Origin of the sequence: Rhizobium sp. CFBP 8752 (genome assembly GCF_014842035.1) — a bacterium.
Classification (GTDB): Bacteria; Pseudomonadota; Alphaproteobacteria; order Rhizobiales; family Rhizobiaceae; genus Neorhizobium; species Neorhizobium soli.
On record NZ_JACYUZ010000005.1, the window covers coordinates 102,709 to 114,999 of the forward strand.

The window sequence follows — 12,291 nt, forward strand, 5'->3', positions numbered from 1 at the left end:
GGCTGATCGGCCTCCAGTTATTTGGTCTCGTTAAGTGGCGGTGGTGGAGGCGATGCGGTCCGACCCGACTGCTGGTCGAGTTTGGCATTGGCAAGCCCCAGCAGCGATCCGGCATAGGCGCCGGGTGATCCGACTGCCTTGTCCTTCGCGGCTGAGCCGACCGCGCCCGCAGCACCACCGATGCCGGCCTCCATGCCGCGCATGGCGGCACTGCCAAGGGATGCTCCCCCTGCCCTTGCCGCGCCTGCTGCCTGAAAACCTCGGCTTGCTGCTGCCGTCGCCAGAAAGCCTGCGCCGGCCGCAAAGGATGCGGCCTGTCCACCGTGACGGATCGATTCCGTACCGCCGGAAACGGAGGCACCCTGGACCACGCCTTGAAGGATCGGCGGTACATACATGGCGATGACGAAGACCACGACCGATATGCCGGCGATCGCGAGCGTCGTGATGAACTGCTCCGAGGATGCGGTTGGTGCCTCGGCCAGGCCCAGCAGGATGTCGGAGCCGATCTTGGCGATCATCACCAGCGCCATCAGCTTCAAGCCGACCGAGAATGCGTAGACCAGATATTTGATGGCGAAATCCTTGGTGTAGGACGTGCCGCCCAACCCGAGCATGATCATGCCCGCGAGGAGGCCGACATACATCTCCACCATGACCGAGACGAAGATGGCGGCAACGAGCGAGAAGCAGACGACGACCACGACCATGGCGAAGACGGCGGCGATCGCCAGGGAGTTATCCTCGAAGAGGCCAAACTTCGCCTGTTCCGACATCTTGGTCGCGACACGAATGCCGGCGTCAAAAATATTGGCCGGCGAGGCCGAGCCACCGCCGGCGCCGATTTGGTAGAGGCTATCGACCACGGCTTTTGCAAATGCGGGGCCCTCATTGAGAATGAAGGCGAACAATCCGATAAACATGATGCGTTTCACCAACTCGGCAAACCAGCTGTCGAGCGAGGCAGCATTGATCGCCAACCATACAGCAGCGATGCCGACCTCGATGCCGGCGAGGATCCAGAACAAAGACCGCGCCGCATTCATGACCGTCGTTTCCCAGCCCTTGGCCGCCGCTACGACGGAGTTCTCCAGCGTGGTCAGCACTTGACCCTGCTGCGCCAGAGCCGACGTGCTCGCGATCAGGACCATGCCGATCGCGACTAAGGCAAGGTTGGGCTTTTGGAAACGAGGAACGATCACCATCTCGGCTTCATCTCCTGGCCGCCGCGAATGTCGCGCTCGGCATTTCCACCAAAGAACTTTTCCCGGTGAGCACGGCGGTCGTCGTCGGATGCAGCTTGCGGTGAGGCTTCGCCCGCTCCGGACAGGTGTGCCGCAGACGGCTGGAACGCCCACCTGGCGACGACGACGCCGGACGTGATGATCCCCACGACGGCAAGGATAATGACAAGGCGCGGGCTCACCAGCGGGGCTCCATCGTCTGCCCGCCGCGGATGTCATGCTCGCTTCCGCTGAAGAACTGTTCCCGGCGCGCCTGGGCAAGATCCTTTTGCGCCTGTTCAGACTGGAACCAGGTGCCCATCATCGTCATCTGTTGGGAGACGAGGCCCCGCAGCTTTTGCATCTGCGCGACTTGCTGGGCGGCGATCTGGTGTCCGACCTGCAGCGCCTTCATCTGCCCGTCGGCCGATTCCGACATGGAGCGTAGCGACGACATCGTGCTCTCCTCGCTCGAGAACTGGTCGGCCGTCAGGTTTGCGGCCTTCAGGGAACCGGCGATCGTGTCGCGGTTGGTGTCGGACCAGTTCTGATAGGTGGACGAGAAGCCCGCACCGTCGGGCAGGTTGCTTTTCATCTCGGCAAAGCTCTGGAAACGCTGATTGAGCACGTCGTCGATATTGCCCATTGAGAAGGCGACGCCTTGGCCTTGCGCCACGACGTTCTGAAGGGTCTTGAGGTCGCTCTCGGCCTGGCCCCAGATGTGGTTTGGCAATTGCGCCGTGTTCTGCAGCATGTTGTTGTAGATGTTGATCTGGTTCTGGATCTGCTCGGCAAGCTGCGAGATCTGGGTAATCTGGTTGTTGACCTGCTCAGCCGACTTGCCGACCAGCGAGATCAGTTCGGTATTGTTGGCGATCTGGGTCCATTCGGTCGCCTGGCCCGTCACGCCGCCGGCCTGAACTGAAGCCGGAAACACGACGGGGAGAATGATGGCCGCTATGGCAGTTGCGCGCGCGATGCTATTCGGCCGGGAAAAGTGTCTCGGCATGGGCGATCCCCCTTTGCTGGAGCCAAGGACGAGGCCATGCGGCCCCGTGTTCGGAGTGCAGGCTGCGAATTTGCTTCAGGTCTTCCTTGCCGGTCGCCCCGAAAAACGAGAGCGCGACCGGACCAAGCGCCATGTTGAAGAGCCTTCGGCCCTCCGGTGAGACGACGTAATATTCGCGCTTGGGAATGGCGGTTGCGACGATCTCGATCTGCCGCTCGTTGAAGCCGATGCGCTCATAGAACTCGCGCGTGCGCGGTTCGCGTGCCGCCCCGTTCGGCAGGCAGATTTTCGTCGGGCAGCTTTCCTTCAGGACATCCATGATGCCGGAGCGCTCCGCATCCGAGATTGACTGGGTGGCGAGCACAACAGCACAGTTGGCCTTTCTCAGCACCTTCAGCCATTCGCGGATCTTGTCGCGAAACACTGGATGACCGAGCATCAGCCAGGCCTCGTCGAGGATGATTAGGCTAGGCGCGCCGGTCAGGCGTTTCTCGATGCGACGAAACAGGTAGGTGAGAACGGGGACGAGATTGCGCTCGCCCATGTTCATCAGTTCCTCGATCTCGAAGCACTGGAACGCGCCAAGCGCCAGACTGCCCTCTTCGGCGTCGAGCAACTGGCCCATCGGGCCGTCGACGGTGTAGTGGTGCAGCGCGTCCTTGATCTCGCGCATCTGCACGCCCGAAACGAAGTCCGACAGCGAGCGACCGCGGGATTCTGACATCAGCGCCAGCTGCCTGGAGATGGCGTTGCGATAGTCCGGAGTGATGGTCACACCTTGCAGCGCCACCAGCATCTCGATCCACTCGGAGGCCCAGGCGCGGTCGCCATCAGTCGACAGTTCAGCGAGCGGGCAAAATGCAAGCGCCTTCACCTCACCACCAGGCGACGGGCCGATATCGCCGCCGATCTGGTAGTGATCGCCGTTGAGACCGAGCGTCAGCGGCAGCATCGAGCCGCCCTTGTCGAAGGCGAACACCTGCGCGCCTGCATATCGGCGGAATTGCGCGGCAATCAGAGCCAGCAGCGTCGACTTGCCCGATCCGGTTGGGCCGAAAATCAGAGTATGTCCAACATCATCGACATGCAGGTTCAGTCGAAACGGCGTCGAACCGGATGCCACCTGCATCAAGGGCGGCGAGGCCGGCGGATAAAATGGGCAAGGCGCGGTCGGACTTCCGGACCAGACGGAGTTCAGCGGGATAAGATCGGCGAGATTGCGAGTGTTGATCAGCGGCTCGCGGATATTGGCGTAGGAAACTCCAGGCAGGCTGCCGAGGAAAGCGTCCGTGGCATTCAACGTCTCGATGCGTGCGCCAAAACCTTCGGCCTGGATCAGGCGGCGGATCGCTTCGCATTTTTCCTGGAGCTGGATCGCATCTGCTTCGAAGATGACGATGACCGGCGTGTAATAGCCATAGGCGACGAGCTGCGACGACGCTTCGGCGATGGCGTGCTCTGTCTCCGCCACCATCAGCATGGCGTCCTGATCGACCGCGCGGCTCTGGGTTTGGAAAAGCTGATCGAAGAACGGCCGCACCTTCTGCTGCCACTTCTTGCGGGTGCGTTCGAGCCTTGCACGTGCTTCTTCGGCGTCGAGAAAGACGAAGCGGGACGACAAGCGATACGTGAGCGGCATCCGGTCGAGCGTGTTGAGAATGCCCGGCCAGCTTTCCGCCGGCAGGCCGTCGATTGCCACCACACCGAGAAAGCGGTTCTCGACCATTGGGGTCAAGCCATGCTGCAACTCGGCCGTCACCAGCCAGTCGAGATACATCGGGATGTCTGGCAGGCGAACCGGATGGTTCTCTCCGGTCACGCAGAAGCGAATGAACTGGAACAGCTCGTCGTAGCGCCCGACGCGGTAGCCGCCGCGCTCCGAGGTTTCCCGCGTCATCATCCGACGGATCGACAAGACATTGGCGAGATACTGCTCGACCTCCCGGATCGAGGTCAGGAAACTCTCGAGTGCCTTGTCGGCATAGGAGGCCGAGCGGCTCGCCGCGTCGGAATAGATATACCGCGTCAGGCCGGAGCGCCTCGGCTCCGGCGGCCGCCAGGTCAGGATCAGAGCATGCCGGCTCTCGAAATGCCCCCTTTCCGTCTGAAAGTGAGCCCGCCGCTCGTCGTCGATGGCGCGTGTGACCGGATCGGGAAAGTGGGATTCACCCTCAGTCGGATAGTCGCCCGTAGGCACCCTGATGGCCTCGACCTGGATCATCCATCCGGAACCCAGCCGCGACAAGATGGCGTTGATCTGTCGCGACACCTCGTTGCGCTCGGCGTCGGTCGAGCTCTCGCTATCCGGGCCGGCAAAGTACCAGCCGGCCATTAGCGAGCCGTCTTTCAGCAGGATGACGCCATTATCGACGAGGCCGGCATAAGGCACCAGATCGGCAAAGGACGGACCGGAATGGCGGAATGATTTGAGCGCTACCATCTCAAATCCTTTAGAACTTGCGCCACGGCGACGAGGTCGCGCGGTAGAACGTCTTGTAGGAGATGTGGCGGAGATAGACCCGGCGCATCAGTGGATCAGATTTGGCCATCATGCGCAGCGCCGCGACGGCTACCAGCCAGATCGCGATGCCGAACAGTGCCGCGTACCAGGTCAGGACCACGAAGATCAGGATGATAGCGGCCAGCGCCGTCAGCAGCACGAGCTCGCGGTCGGCGCCCATCAACAGGTTCGGACGCGATAACGCCCTGTGTACCCGCGAGCGTGCCAGAGAAGAGCCGGCCTCAGCCATGAGCCCCCTCCCCCGCAGTGGCCGCCGTCGTCTTCGGTTCAGGAGTTCCTTGCTCGGCCTGTGCGTGGCCCTCGCCGATCGAGGCGCCGGTCGCGCCGAAGAGAGCAACGATTTGCGTTGCTCCGAGGAGCACACCCCCCACCAGCGCCACATAGCAAAGCCGCCTCGCGAAATCATTCAGCTCGCCTCCGAAGATCAGCATGGCACCGGCGATGGCAACCGCGGCCAGCGCAATGAACCCTGCGACAGGTCCGGTGATCGATTGCTGGATTTGTTGCAGCGGCGATTCCCAGGGAAGACCGCCGCCGCCTGAGGAAGCGAATGCGGAATCGCTAAAACCGATAGAAATGGCAACAAGCGTCGCGCCGGTGAGAAGAATGGAGAGTTTACACGACATGGCTGTCCTCATCGATTTGAGCATAATGTTCGGTCTGGTAGCGGCCGTTGCGGTATCCTTCGAGGTGGATCACCTCACGGACCCGCCTCCCCTTCCCGGTTCGTACAATAGAGACGACGAGATCGACGGCCTCGCCGATCACCTCCTGCATCGGCTGCTGGCTGGCTTCTGCCGTCAGTTGCTCCAGCCGGCGCAAGGCTGACATCGCCGTGTTGGAATGGATCGTGGTGACGCCGCCGGGATGGCCGGTGTTCCAGGCCTTGAGCAGCGTCAGGGCCGCACCGTCGCGGACCTCGCCGACAATGATGCGGTCGGGACGCAGGCGCATCGTGCTCTTGAGCAGGCGCGCCATGTCGATGGTATCGCTAGTGTGTAGGGACACTGCGTTCTCGGCCGCGCATTGGATTTCGGCGGTGTCTTCCAGGATAACCATCCGATCATCCGGGGCCGCGGTGACGATCTCGGCGATGATGGCGTTGGCGAGTGTGGTCTTGCCCGATCCCGTGCCACCCGAGATGACGATGTTCATCCGAGCGTCGATCGCGCTGCGAATTGCAGATGCTTGGGCTTTGGTCATCACCTTCGACTTCACATACTCCGTCAGTGGAATGAGACGCGAAGCACGACGGCGGATCGTGAATGCCGGTCCGGAGACCACCGGTGGCAACAGCCCCTCGAAGCGGTGTCCGCCAATTGGCAGTTCGCCAGAGATGATCGGCCGCTCGTCGTCGGCCTCCGACTGCAGGGCATGCGCAACACTGCCGATGACAACCTCGGCTGCGGCGGTGCTCATTGCGCCGGCAGGTGCCACGCCGTGCCCCAGCCGTTCGATGAAGAGGCGTCCGTCCGGATTGAGCATGATCTCGACGACGGTGGCGTCGTCGAGTGCGATGCAGAGTTGGTCTCCGAGGGCGTCCTGCAGTTTACGAACCAAACGAGGATGAGAGCGGAGCTGGGTCACGCAGCGCTCCGGATTTGACGGCTCTGAACTTCGGCGGCGATCGAGCGGTAGTCCGGTGGGCAGACCCGGTCGAAGCTTACCCGGTCGGCCGGCAGTGTCCCGGCGATGGCCACGGTGTTCCCGATTGCCACGGGATCGCCAAGCCGCTTCATCGGCCACGAGGCCCGGTTCAGGATGCGCTCGAAGCGCAGATCGGTTGCCGTAACAATCTCGTCGTAGCCGTTTGCCATCGACCAATCGATGATGCCGGCAAACATGGTGAGCGTCGCGAGATGGAGCTGGCCCCCTCCTCTTCCCGCAGCCAAGGTCGTATCGACGCAGAAGCGCGAGCTCTCAACCATGCCGGCCGAAGCGCCGAGCGAACCAGATGCGAGTAATTGCGGGAATGTCTGCTCCAGCATGGTCGGCCCCAATGCCGGCAGCAGGCGCGCGCAGCCGACGACCCTTTCATCCCCTGTGACTGCGAGGATGTAGGTTGGGTCGAGATCGTCGTATTCGTCACGCTCACCCGCTTCGGTGATGGAGACATCCCACTCCAGGCGTTCGCCAAAGACCGCTGCGCGCAGTCGATGCATCTGTCTCAGAAGATTGGAATGATCGACATATCGATCTGGCGAAATGGTGAAAACGTGCATCTTGATCTCCGCATGACGTGGACATGTCGGAGAAAGATCATCTGAAGAGGCGAGTGGCTATCTGCAGATCTGCAGACCGTGATTCTACCGAGTCGTGGCGGATGCCCCAACTCCATACGGCAATACGTTTGCAAAACAGCGGTCGAACTCTGCAGATCTGCAGTTGTAGTGTGCTGTACGAAAACACGAAAATCTGTCTAAGTAGTCGAAACCTATTGGAGATTCGACTTTAACGCGGAATCCACGATGCGAGCGTTAACCTCATGTTAACGTTAAATCCCTTGCAGCAGAGCAGGAATCGCGGGATAGTTTCGCAAATGATGGCGTTGTGGCCATTTTTTCGAAAATGAAGCCCTCCGGGATATAGTTTGCAAAATGAGCCATTCGCAGCCCAACAGATTTGATATCGAGATTGCCCAGCAGGGAGCAAAGATCTCAAATGCGTTGCATATGCTGCGCAGCCAACAATATCCCCCGGACGCAAAGAAGGGCTTACGCAAGTTTCAGCTGGGAGAAGTCGCGGACTTTATCGGGGTGACCCAGAGCCATCTTCGGCAAATCCATTTGGAGGGTAAAGGGCCGGAAGTTGAATCGGTGGGTGGCCGGCGCTACTACACGGCTGATCAGATGTTAGAGCTTCGAGACTATCTCGAGGCCAATAAAAAATCCGACAAGCGATATTATGTTCCCCGGCGTCGTGAAGGCGAGCCGATGCAGGTCGTGTCGGTGGTGAATTTCAAGGGCGGAAGCGGAAAGACTACGACCGCTGCGCACCTTGCACAATATCTCGCCCTCACCGGTCATCGCGTGCTAGCGGTCGATCTCGATCCACAGGCATCACTGACATCCCTCTTTGGAATCCAGCCCGAACTTGATGATACCGCGTCGCTGTACGAAGCACTTCGTTTCGATGACGAGCGGAAATTCATCTCTGGGGTTATCCAGCCGACCAATATTCCCGGTCTTGATGTGGTTCCTGCAAATCTGGTCCTGCAGGAATACGAGTATGATGTGCCCTTGGCAATCTCCTCCAAGAAGGGAGAGGACGGTCGGTTATTCTACATGCGCATCTTCAATGCGCTGAAGCAGGTGGACGACAGGTACGACGTGGTCGTTATCGATTGCCCGCCACAGTTGGGATACCTGACGATCACCGCGCTTATGGCTTCGACAGGCATTCTGATCACTATCCATCCCCAGATGCTGGATATCATGTCGATGAGCCAGTTCCTCATGATGTTGGGTGGCATAATGGGTCCGGTCGCCGAGGCCGGTGCCGAGATGCGCGTCGAATGGTTCCGGTATCTCGTCACGCGCTTCGAGCCGACGGACATCCCGCAGGCGCAGATGGTTGGGTTTATGCAATCGATGTTCGCCCAGCAAATGTTGCGAAATCATGTGCTCAAATCGACAGCCATTTCTGATGCTTCGATAAAGAAACAGACTTTATACGAGGTAGAACGAGGCGATTTCGTCCGGTCAACCTATGACCGCGCAATGGAAAGCCTGAACGCAGCCAACGGTGAAATCATGGAGTTGATCCACGGCGCATGGGGGCGGAAATGACACACTTGTCAGCCGTTTTTTCGCGGGATTTGATGAACCATATCAGTTCCTTGTCGAAGTTGAAAGCGAGCGAGGAGGCCGGCTATGGCGCGTGAAAATCCTTTTTCTAAATTGGACATGGCTTCCATCGCGTCTAACCAGACACCGACAAAGCCTGGCTACGGTATGACTGGTGCAGCCAAGACTGTCGTTCGGTCCATCGAGGATCTCGCGGAGAACACAAAGAAGCTGATGGAAGGCGAAGTGATCGTTGATCTGGATCCGCGGTTGATTGACGTTTCCTTTGTCGCCGATCGCCTGTCCGACGATGGCGAAGAGTACCAGGAGCTCAAGCAGGCGATCGCTTCATCCAGCCAGACAACACCGATCCTGGTTCGACCCAGTTCCTCGGATAGTCAACGCTTCATGGTAGTCTTCGGTCACCGCCGTCTCAAAGTCGCCAGAGAGCTTGGAATTCCGGTCAAGGCAGTTGTCAAGAAGCTTGATGACATCACGTCCGCAATCGCCCAGGGGCAGGAAAATTCCGCACGCTCCAACCTGTCGTTCATAGAGCGTGCGTACTTCGCACAGAACCTTCTTACGTCTGGAATGACGAAGGATGTGGTTCGATCGTCGCTCGCGATTGATGAGGCGATGCTTTCGAAAATGCTCGGTGTCGTGGAGGCCGTCCCGGCGTCGATCCTCAAGGTGCTCGGGGCCTCCAAGAAGATCGGACGTGACCGGTGGCTTAGCCTCCGTCAATTGCTTCTTGCTCCTGCCCTCCTGAAGGTTGCCACGGAGCATGTCGAAACAGCAGGCTTCGTTGATCTGACTGAAGACAAGCGGTTCGATGAGCTCCATGACTACCTGAAGCGCTACAAGGCAAAATCTGCTGCAAAGAAGCCCAAGGCCAGTGTGTCCGGGAAGGATTGGACTTCTAGCGATACGTCACTCAATTTCGTGATGAATGCCAAATCGAAGAAGGTTGCGATCGAGCTTTCGAATGTTGAAGCGAAGCCCTTCAGCGAGTGGCTGTCAGCCCACATGGATCGTTTGTACGACGAGTACAGAGGATCGAAGCAGGAAAACAACGGAGACTAAACCGCAAAAGAAAAAGGCCCCCAAACGGTAAACCGTGGAAGCCTCTCTCGTATCTCTCGCAGGATTGAGAATCGCATTTCCCGGAATCACAGTCAAGAGTCTTGGCGCCGATTTGGTGAGCGGATTTCCTTTGCCTGAAGAAAGGTGAGAGAAAAATGCAGACGGGACATGTAACGACGCCCTTTGGGCGGCGGCCGGCGACGCTTGCCTTGGTGAAAGGGCAATTGGCGATCGCGGCACCAGCACCAGGCACGCGCGTCGAAAAGTGGAAAGTATTTCGCGACGTGTGCGAAACGAGGGAACGCTTTGGCCTGCAAGATAGAGCGCTTGCCGTTCTCGATGCCCTTTTGACATTCTACCCTAATCCGCAGCTCGACGCCGAGAACGGGCTCGTTGTATTTCCATCCAATGCGCAGCTGTCCGTCCGCGCCCATGGGATTACAGAAAGTACACTGCGCCGCCAGCTCGGTGCGCTCGTCGATGCGGGACTTATCCAGCGTCGTGATAGTCCCAACGGCAAACGTTACGCACATCGCGATCGAGCTGGTGAAATCGAACACGCTTACGGCTTCGATCTGAGCCCGCTGCTTGCGCGTGCCACCGAGCTTGCCTTGCTGGCGCAGGACGTGGCCGCGGAGCGTATGCGCTTTCGCCGGGCCAAGGAAGCACTCACGATCTGCCGCCGAGATGTTCGCAAGCTGATTACAGCCGCGATTGAGGAAGGCGCTCCCGGTAATTGGGCGCATGTCGAAACGATATATGTTGGAATTCTAGGGCGGCATCCTCGCTATCCGGACAGAAGCCAAGTCGAAGCAACTTTCGATGAGATGGAGCTCTTGCGCACGGAGGTCCTCAACCTTCTGGAAATACAGTCAGAAACTGAGAATATGGATGGCAATGCCAGCCCAGATGACCGTCACATACAGAATTCAAATACTGAATCTATAAATGAACTTGAACCTAGCTACAGAAAAGAGCAGGGCGAAAGCGTGCCGGAGAAGCCGCAGGTGAAGAGTGTGACGATTGGAGGAGCGAAGTCAAAGCTCGAACAGATCAAGGCGTTCCCGCTGGGAATGGTTCTTCGTGCTTGCCCGCAGATTGCTGACTATGGGCCGGGTGGCGGCATTGCACATTGGCGAGAGCTCATGACTGCAGCTGTGGTGGTCCGCTCGATGTTAGGTGTCAGCCCGTCGGCCTATGAGGAGGCCTGCGATGCGATGGGGCCAGAAAATGCCGCAGTGGCGATGGCCTGCATTCTTGAGCGATCGAACTTCATCAACTCCGCCGGTGGTTATCTGCGAGACTTGACGAAGCGATCGGAGCAGGGGGAGTTTTCGCTTGGGCCAATGCTGATGTCGCTACTGAAGGCAAACGGTGAGACGGTACGTTATGCGGTGTAGAGGAAGGCTGCCAAACCGAGCCGGTCCAGATGCCGATGGGTCGCATTTCGCAATGCGAACTTGTCAGCCGTTTTTTTTACGGAATATGCGCGCAAATACAAATCATTAGGGGAAATGAAGTAATTAAATGACTTGGGTTCCAAGTTCGTTTGATGGTCCAGAAGCAATGCTGGGATGCTGAAGTGGTGACCGCGTGACAAAGGCACGATCAATGGGCGGGGACTTGTTCACTTGAAGTCCTACTGGCGATTGGCCCTCCGACAACGGCAAAGCAACACAGCTACCTCGGACAAGCCTTGCTGCACCTGATTGGCAACAACAAAGGAGCTAGATTTGGAGGACCTCTCATTCGAGCACCCCTCGCCCACTCCTGAAATGCTCGCAAACCTCGAGCGGATGTGTGAGGCCGTAGAGGAGTACATGATCAAGGAAGGCCTAGTTGGTGACGCCTCCTTTTGTGAAATTTCTCAGTGGAACGCTCGCGAGGAACTCTATCTGAATGACTCCATGCTTGTTCTTCTGAACGATGGGAGCCCGCTTCATACGATTATGAACCATGGGGGCGACCAGGACGAGTTCAACGATCTCGTCGCTTCGTTCGGCTTTTACGGCGAGCTTGGCTATTCATGGTGCCTGGGGTTCTATCCCCTGCCCGTCTACGATTACCAACGCCTCACCCAATCGTACGCAGCCAAACTCCGTGACCCGCGATGGAAGGCTAAAGCGGATCTTGTGAAGCGCAGAGCAAATTATCGCTGCCAGGATTGCAACGCTGCCCCTCCGCTTGAGGCGCACCATTGCTATTACATGAGCTTTCGCAGCCAACGCGAGCCGTGGGAATATCCGCTTAGCGCGTTCCGCGCCCTCTGCCGGGAATGTCACCGCGAGAGAGAGAGAGCTGAAATCAGGATGCGCGCCTTCGTGGCGAGATTGTCTAGATTTGAGATGGACGGTTTGCGAGACGCGCTCGACAATCTGTTGGTTCACGAGGAGGGTTGTGCAATCGAAGCAGTTCAGACGCTCGCTGAGCAAGGTTCCTCGATAGAGGAGATCCGCTCACTGCTTGAGCGAGGCAGACGGGGCCTGTAGGGTCTGCTCACTGCAGTCGCATTATCCAAGTCAGGTCGTTCATGCCGAAAAAGCTATCTAAAGAGGATGTCGTTGCGCAGTTCCGGGCGGTCCACGGCGAACGCTACGACTATGGACAGGTCGCCTATAAGAACACGCAGGCGAAGGTGACAGTGATCTGTACGATGCATGGCCCCTTTGA

12 protein-coding genes are annotated in these 12,291 nt (G+C 58.6%); 4 read left to right on the forward strand and 8 right to left on the reverse strand.

Going from position 1 to position 12,291, the window contains the following annotated elements; translation table 11 throughout:
* Window positions 1–17: 17 nt before the first annotated feature.
* From trbL to traI, 8 genes are read right to left on the reverse strand one after another with little or no spacing between them, the layout of a single operon-like run.
* Window positions 18–1,205, reverse strand: a complete 1,188-nt coding sequence (gene trbL / locus IFT59_RS20935) for a P-type conjugative transfer protein TrbL (RefSeq protein WP_192088191.1) — start codon at window positions 1,203–1,205, stop codon at window positions 18–20.
* A complete protein-coding gene (trbK, locus tag IFT59_RS20940) occupies window positions 1,199–1,426 on the reverse strand; it encodes an entry exclusion protein TrbK (protein ID WP_192088192.1) in 228 nt (75 codons plus the stop codon). The genes trbL and trbK overlap by 7 nt, the downstream gene beginning before the upstream one ends.
* On the reverse strand, window positions 1,423–2,232 hold the full coding sequence (gene trbJ / locus IFT59_RS20945) for a P-type conjugative transfer protein TrbJ (RefSeq protein WP_192088193.1): 810 nt from the start codon (window positions 2,230–2,232) through the stop codon (window positions 1,423–1,425). Before trbJ ends, trbK begins: the two co-directional genes overlap by 4 nt.
* Entirely contained in the window at window positions 2,204–4,672 is a 2,469-nt protein-coding gene (locus tag IFT59_RS20950) for a conjugal transfer protein TrbE (RefSeq protein ID WP_192088194.1), read from the reverse strand. Before IFT59_RS20950 ends, trbJ begins: the two co-directional genes overlap by 29 nt.
* Window positions 4,673–4,682: 10 nt before the next feature.
* Window positions 4,683–4,982: a conjugal transfer protein TrbD gene (locus IFT59_RS20955; RefSeq protein ID WP_080867871.1), complete on the reverse strand. Its 300-nt coding sequence runs from the start codon at window positions 4,980–4,982 to the stop codon at window positions 4,683–4,685.
* A complete protein-coding gene (gene trbC / locus IFT59_RS20960) occupies window positions 4,975–5,379 on the reverse strand; it encodes a conjugal transfer pilin TrbC (RefSeq protein ID WP_192088195.1) in 405 nt (134 codons plus the stop codon). The genes IFT59_RS20955 and trbC overlap by 8 nt, the downstream gene beginning before the upstream one ends.
* On the reverse strand, window positions 5,369–6,340 hold the full coding sequence (trbB, locus tag IFT59_RS20965; protein ID WP_192088196.1) for a P-type conjugative transfer ATPase TrbB: 972 nt from the start codon (window positions 6,338–6,340) through the stop codon (window positions 5,369–5,371). The genes trbC and trbB overlap by 11 nt, the downstream gene beginning before the upstream one ends.
* A complete protein-coding gene (gene traI, locus IFT59_RS20970; protein WP_192088197.1) occupies window positions 6,337–6,975 on the reverse strand; it encodes an acyl-homoserine-lactone synthase in 639 nt (212 codons plus the stop codon). The genes trbB and traI overlap by 4 nt, the downstream gene beginning before the upstream one ends.
* A 375-nt stretch (window positions 6,976–7,350) precedes the next feature.
* On the opposite strand from traI, the gene repA reads away from it, so the two are divergent.
* The 4 genes from repA (at window position 7,351) to IFT59_RS20990 (ending at window position 12,110) form a co-directional block, all read left to right on the forward strand.
* Window positions 7,351–8,541 carry a plasmid partitioning protein RepA gene (repA, locus tag IFT59_RS20975; RefSeq protein ID WP_192088198.1) on the forward strand — a complete coding sequence of 397 codons (1,191 nt, stop codon included), beginning with the start codon at window positions 7,351–7,353 and terminating at the stop codon, window positions 8,539–8,541.
* An 84-nt stretch (window positions 8,542–8,625) separates the two neighbouring features.
* The gene (repB, locus tag IFT59_RS20980) at window positions 8,626–9,621 is read left to right on the forward strand and encodes a plasmid partitioning protein RepB (RefSeq protein WP_192088199.1); all 996 of its coding nucleotides are present in this window, start codon (window positions 8,626–8,628) and stop codon (window positions 9,619–9,621) included.
* A gap of 155 nt (window positions 9,622–9,776) precedes the next feature.
* Window positions 9,777–11,021 carry a plasmid replication protein RepC gene (repC, locus tag IFT59_RS20985; RefSeq protein WP_192088200.1) on the forward strand — a complete coding sequence of 415 codons (1,245 nt, stop codon included), beginning with the start codon at window positions 9,777–9,779 and terminating at the stop codon, window positions 11,019–11,021.
* A 420-nt stretch (window positions 11,022–11,441) separates the two neighbouring features.
* Window positions 11,442–12,110 (forward strand): HNH endonuclease, encoded by a 669-nt coding sequence (locus tag IFT59_RS20990; protein ID WP_192088201.1) that lies wholly within the window; start codon window positions 11,442–11,444, stop codon window positions 12,108–12,110.
* Window positions 12,111–12,291 lie beyond the last annotated feature (181 nt).

What these genes read in the sequence shown, in the direction of transcription:
- repA (WP_192088198.1), top strand. Translation starts at nt 7,351, where the DNA reads ATGAGCCATTCGCAGCCCAACAGATTTGATATCGAGATTGCCCAGCAG.
- repC (WP_192088200.1), top strand. Translation starts at nt 9,777, where the DNA reads ATGCAGACGGGACATGTAACGACGCCCTTTGGGCGGCGGCCGGCGACG.
- traI (WP_192088197.1), bottom strand. Translation starts at nt 6,975, where the DNA reads ATGCACGTTTTCACCATTTCGCCAGATCGATATGTCGATCATTCCAAT.
- trbL (WP_192088191.1), bottom strand. Translation starts at nt 1,205, where the DNA reads ATGGTGATCGTTCCTCGTTTCCAAAAGCCCAACCTTGCCTTAGTCGCG.
- trbC (WP_192088195.1), bottom strand. Translation starts at nt 5,379, where the DNA reads ATGTCGTGTAAACTCTCCATTCTTCTCACCGGCGCGACGCTTGTTGCC.
- IFT59_RS20990 (WP_192088201.1), top strand. Translation starts at nt 11,442, where the DNA reads ATGATCAAGGAAGGCCTAGTTGGTGACGCCTCCTTTTGTGAAATTTCT.
- IFT59_RS20950 (WP_192088194.1), bottom strand. Translation starts at nt 4,672, where the DNA reads ATGGTAGCGCTCAAATCATTCCGCCATTCCGGTCCGTCCTTTGCCGAT.
- IFT59_RS20955 (WP_080867871.1), bottom strand. Translation starts at nt 4,982, where the DNA reads ATGGCTGAGGCCGGCTCTTCTCTGGCACGCTCGCGGGTACACAGGGCG.
- repB (WP_192088199.1), top strand. Translation starts at nt 8,626, where the DNA reads ATGGCGCGTGAAAATCCTTTTTCTAAATTGGACATGGCTTCCATCGCG.
- trbJ (WP_192088193.1), bottom strand. Translation starts at nt 2,232, where the DNA reads ATGCCGAGACACTTTTCCCGGCCGAATAGCATCGCGCGCGCAACTGCC.